General features: G+C 56.5%; 5 protein-coding genes. 4 read left to right on the forward strand and 1 reads right to left on the reverse strand.

What is annotated here, in order from left to right:
- Positions 1 to 278: 278 nt before the first annotated feature.
- On the reverse strand, positions 279 to 995 hold the full coding sequence (locus tag JIN87_RS27520; RefSeq protein WP_200359865.1) for an RsmE family RNA methyltransferase: 717 nt from the start codon (positions 993 to 995) through the stop codon (positions 279 to 281).
- Between the two features lie 128 nt (positions 996 to 1,123).
- Between JIN87_RS27520 and JIN87_RS27525 the strand changes: the two genes are divergently transcribed.
- The 4 genes from JIN87_RS27525 to JIN87_RS27540 all read left to right on the forward strand — a co-directional run bounded on the left by JIN87_RS27525 (position 1,124) and on the right by JIN87_RS27540 (position 4,946).
- The gene (locus JIN87_RS27525; protein ID WP_200359867.1) at positions 1,124 to 2,470 is read left to right on the forward strand and encodes an extracellular solute-binding protein; all 1,347 of its coding nucleotides are present in this window, start codon (positions 1,124 to 1,126) and stop codon (positions 2,468 to 2,470) included.
- A 72-nt stretch (positions 2,471 to 2,542) separates the two neighbouring features.
- The gene (locus JIN87_RS27530; protein ID WP_200359868.1) at positions 2,543 to 3,472 is read left to right on the forward strand and encodes a carbohydrate ABC transporter permease; all 930 of its coding nucleotides are present in this window, start codon (positions 2,543 to 2,545) and stop codon (positions 3,470 to 3,472) included.
- Positions 3,473 to 3,548: 76 nt separating this feature from the next.
- The gene (locus JIN87_RS27535) at positions 3,549 to 4,388 is read left to right on the forward strand and encodes a carbohydrate ABC transporter permease (protein ID WP_200359869.1); all 840 of its coding nucleotides are present in this window, start codon (positions 3,549 to 3,551) and stop codon (positions 4,386 to 4,388) included.
- Between the two features lie 45 nt (positions 4,389 to 4,433).
- Positions 4,434 to 4,946, forward strand: coding sequence for an REP-associated tyrosine transposase (locus JIN87_RS27540; protein WP_200359870.1), 513 nt, complete (start codon positions 4,434 to 4,436; stop codon positions 4,944 to 4,946).
- Positions 4,947 to 4,999: the final 53 nt, after the last annotated feature.

A 4,999-nucleotide genomic window follows, 5' to 3' on the forward strand; every position in this document is an offset into this window, starting at 1 on the left:
CCGCTGTCCCAGCGGCCATTTCCATCGCAGGATCCGCTAGGGCCGGCCCGCCGCGGCACGCCGCATTGCACATCGGCGTCAACTTATCTGAAAAAGGTCTCCAAATGTTCTTCTTCGGCTTCTCCTTCTTCATCTTCTTCTAAAAATACAGACTCCAAGCCTGTAGCCCCGCTCTCCGAACGAGAAGTAGAAGCGGATGAAGAAGAAGATGAAGAGCCTTTCAGCGTTTAAGTTGACGCCGATGCGCATTGCAGGATCCCCCCCTCATACTTCATCCCTCAACCGCCCCCCATCATCTCCCGAGCGACCGCCACCGCGGCAACCGTCGCCGTCTCCGTTCTCAAGACACGTTCCCCCATTCCAGCCAAGACCCAAGCTCGATCCCGCAACAAGTCCCGCTCCTTGCCCGTCCAGCCCCGCTCACTGCCCACAGCCAAAGCCAACTCCTTCCGGCCACCCACAGCCATCCCCAATTTCACCGAAGCCTCATAATTGTCCAACGCCACCCGAAACCTCACCTCCTCCAGATCATCCAAAGCTGCCTCCAAGCTCATCCCCCAGCTCACCTCCGGCATCCGTGTCGTAAACGCTTGCGCCACGCCCGCCACCACATGGCGACGCCATTCCCCCGTCGACCAAAGCTTCGACTCCCCATAAGAAGGTTCGCCCCGCTTCGTCTCCACGAAGCGAATACTTCGCACCCCCATCGTCGTCGCCTCATTCAAAAGCTTCCGCATCGTCTGCGGCCGACTCAAGCCCACCACCAGATCGATCGGCAAAAGCGGCGGCTCCTCATCGCCCCACACAAAACTCAACTCCAGCCCCTCGTCCGTCACCCCTACCAAAGTCGCCTTCCCCTTCGGCCCATTGATCAACCCCACGTCAAAGTAATCTCCCACCTGACGCCGCAAAACCTTCAACACATGAACAGCCCGCTCATCCCCCACTGGCAAAATCCCCCCCACTTCACTCTCCTCAAACAAAACGATGTTCATCACCTCCAAAAAGCCCCCTCATAAGAATGCGTCAACCCCTTCTCCAACGCCCTTGACAGCATCCCTCTCGGGCAATCCCATACCACAACCCCACACACCAAGAACATCAGCGCCAATCAGAGTCCTCAGTGGTTCATAAAATCCTGACTATAGCTATCGCTGCCACGCTTCTCACAAGCTGCAGCCGTATCCAAAACGATCGCACCGAAGACGGACGAACCATCGTCACGCTTTGGACCAGCTGGGCGGGGACCGAACGCGAGGGCATCGACTCCGTAGTGGCGGACTTCAACGCGTCCCAAGGCGCGATCTACGTCCGCTCGCTCAACATCACCGACCCGCAGACAAAAATCATGCTGGCCACCGCTGGAGGCAACCCTCCCGACATCGCCATCATGAATAACCAGTTCATCGCCCCCTACGCCGAGAACAATGCCCTCACCCCCCTCGACGGCCTTTGCCAATCCGCAGGCATCACCGCCGACCAATTCGTCCCCACCTTCTGGGAAACCGCTAACTACCGCGGCCGCACCTGGGCCATCCCTCTCACCTGCTCCGTCACCACTCTCCATTACAATAAGAAGATCTTCCGCGAAGTCGGCTACGACCGACCTCCGAAAACCCTCGAAGAACTGGAACGTATCAATGACCTGATTACGCAAAAACGAGAAGACGGTTCCATCGCCCGCATCGGACACTTCCCCCTCGAACCCGGCTGGTGGCGACCAGAATGGAGCAACTGGTTCGGCATGGGATCCTACGACGGCGAAAACCGAATGCTCTACCAAGAAGAAGGATGGCAAAAAGCCGCCCAATGGCTCGCCTCCTACAATCAACGCTTCGGCAAGGACGAGCTGATCAAACTTCGCTCCGGCTTCGGCCGATTCTCCTCTCCACAGAATCCGCTCTTCGACGGAAAAGTCGCCATGGTCCTACAAGGCATCTGGATGAACCGCTTCATCGAAACCTTCGCCCCCGATGATTTCGAATACGGCTGCGCCCCCTTCCCCGCTTCCCAAAACGCGGAGATCCCATACTTCGCCATCGCCGACTGCGACGAAGCGGTAATCCCCAAAGGAGCCGATCATGTCGAGGAAGCCTTCACCTTCCTACGCTACCTCCTCGAGCAAGGCGGCCTCGAAAAACTAGCCCTCGCCCACGGCAAGCTCACTTCGCTCAAGAACGTGTCACCAGATTTCTACGACGATCACGATCACCCCTACCTGCAAGTCCACATAGACATCGCCAACTCCGGCTACGCGAAAGCCCGTCCCCAAATCGCCCAATACCAAAACTACTTCACCGACACCAACGAAGCCGCCAACTCCATTCTCTACGGGCTCGTCACCCCCGAAGAAGGCCTCGCCCAAATCCAATCACGCCAGCAAAAAGCCCTCGACAAAAAGCAACTCCGCTGGTCACGCGTCGAAGAGAACTACCAAGAACTCTGGCAAGAACAGATCGACGCCCACTAACATCAAGGTAGGGCGGCATCGCCGAGGCCGCCGCACTGCAGGATCAAAATAGACACTCTACACTTCACCCCAGTGACCCGTACCGAAAAAATAAATACAACAAAAGGGCTCCTCTTCATCTCCCCCTGGATCCTCGGGTTCCTCGCCTTCGCCCTCTACCCCCTCATCGCGACACTCTACTTCTCCTTTATGGACTACTCGGTGCTCGCCCCCCCCGTCCCCATCGGCACCGAAAACTACGCCGAACTCGCCACTGACACCAACTTCATGAAAGCGGTGTTCAACACCGTCTTTTTCGCAGCAATCTCCGTCCCTCTCAACACCGCCCTGGCCTGCTTCCTCGCCATCCTGCTCAATTTCAACGTCGTCGGCAAAAGCTTCTTCCGCACCGCCTTCTTTCTCCCATCTCTCGTGCCCATGGTCTGCCTCGGCGTCATCTGGCGCTGGCTGCTGAACGGAGAGGTCGGTCTCATCAACCAAGTCATCGGCCCCTTTGCCGACTTCGCCAACGCAGTGCTCGGCACCAGCTTCTCCACACCCGCCTGGCTTGAAGACCCAAGCTTCACCAAACTCGGCCTCGTCGTCGCCTCGGTCTGGGGTCTAGGGCACGCCATGGTCATCTTCCTAGCCGGCCTGCAAGAAGCCCCCGTCGAGCTCTACGAGGCCGCCCAACTCGACGGTGCCGGCTTCTGGTCCAAGCTCCGCCATGTCACCATCCCCATGGTCTCTCCCTACATTCTCTTCAACATGATCATGGGCTTCATCGCCGCCTTCCAAGTCTTCGCCGTCCCCTTCGTGATGATGGACGGCGTCAACGAGCCCCCCGGCGGCCCAGGCGGCTCCATGCTCTTCGCCGCCACCTACATCTACCTAAAAGCCTTCCAGGATTGGGAAATGGGTTACGCCTGCGCCATGGCCCTCATCTTCTTCATCCTCATCGTGACCCTCACCCTCACCCTCATGAAGATCTCCGAACGCCGCGTCCACTACGCCGGGAAGTGAAAAGCGAAGAACGAAAAGTTAAAAACGCCGCAACCACACACTCTTCATTTTTCACTCTTAACTCTTCACTTAAACTGTGCCTACCCATAAACTCAGTCTCCTCGGAAAGATCCTCCTCTACACGCTGCTAGCGCTCTTCGCTATCCAGTTCGCCGCTCCCTTCGCCTGGATGGTTTCCACCGCCTTCAAACCGCTCGAAGAAACCATGGCCCTGCCTCCCGTCTGGATACCCTCCGAGTGGAAATGGGAAAACTTCACCGAAGCCATCGCCTCCATGGGCAAATTCTGGCGCTACGCCGGCAACACCCTTTTCGTCGCCTTCATGTCCGTCATCGGTTCCGTCCTCTCCAGCGCCCTAGCCGCCTACGGCTTCTCCCGCATCGAGTGGCGCGGACGCGACAAAGTCTTCTACCTCTGCATCGCCACCATGATGATCCCCTTTCCCGTCATCATGGTCCCCACCTACGCCCTCTTCCGAGAGCTCGACTGGATCGGCACTTTCAAGACGCTCTACGTCCCCTTCTTCCTCGGCAACGCCTTCAACATCTTCCTGCTCCGCCAATTCTTCCTCGGTATCCCAAAATCCATTACAGAGGCCGCCCGCATAGACGGTTGCAGCGAACTCCGCATCTTCTTCCAGCTCATTCTCCCACTCAGCAAATCAGCCCTGCTCGTGATCGCGCTCTTCACCTTCATGCATAGCTGGAACGACTTCTTCGCCCCCTTCATCTTCATCAACGATCAGGAAAACTACACCCTAGCCCTCGGCCTCCAAGCCTTCCAATCCCGCCAAGGCGGCACCGAATGGCACTACCTCATGGCCGCCTCCACCCTGATCATCATGCCCCTCATCGTGCTTTTCTTCTTCACCCAAAAGACCTTCATCCAAGGCATCACCGCCACCGGCGGTAAATAATAAGGTGGGAGCGTGCTTGTCACGCGATAAACAAGCCAGTCAGCAATGAAACGCCCACCCCATTCCAAAGACCTCCGGAAAGGCCGTCACTCCGAACCCAACGCCCGTTACTTCGTTACGTTCAAGGCAAAGCCGCCCAGCTCTTCACTTTGCGAACCAGAAACCCACAGAGCATTCAAACTCACGATAGAAGAACTCGAGCGAGATAACGTTTTTGAGATGATCGCTCATGTGCTCATGCCAGATCACGTCCACATTCTCTTTCGTCTCGGGGAAATTCTAGACTTAGGGAAGTCTATCTCCCGCTTAAAATTCCAGTTTCGCAAAACTTCCGAACCAGCAAAGACCTATTGGCAATCAGGATACTACGATCACAAACTGAGAAACGACAGTGAGCTGCATCCAATTCTTCACTACATCTACATGAATCCCTACCGAGCGAAACTCACCGAAATCAATACGACCTGGCCGTATCTCTATTTCAGAGCTAAAGAGTGGCAATGGTTCGAACCTCTTCTCGATAAAGACTGCCCTTATCCTGAATGGTTAGACAGATAATCGCGTGACAAGCACGCTCCCACTGAATCCCCACAACAGAGCCAGTGGGAGCG

The organism is Pelagicoccus mobilis (assembly GCF_016595505.1).
In the GTDB taxonomy this organism is placed as follows: domain Bacteria; phylum Verrucomicrobiota; class Verrucomicrobiia; order Opitutales; family Opitutaceae; genus Pelagicoccus; species Pelagicoccus mobilis.

Bases quoted from the DNA above. Each gene is read 5' to 3' on its own strand.
- JIN87_RS27520 (WP_200359865.1), bottom strand. From the start codon at position 995: ATGAACATCGTTTTGTTTGAGGAGAGTGAAGTGGGGGGGATTTTGCCA.
- JIN87_RS27540 (WP_200359870.1), top strand. From the start codon at position 4,434: ATGAAACGCCCACCCCATTCCAAAGACCTCCGGAAAGGCCGTCACTCC.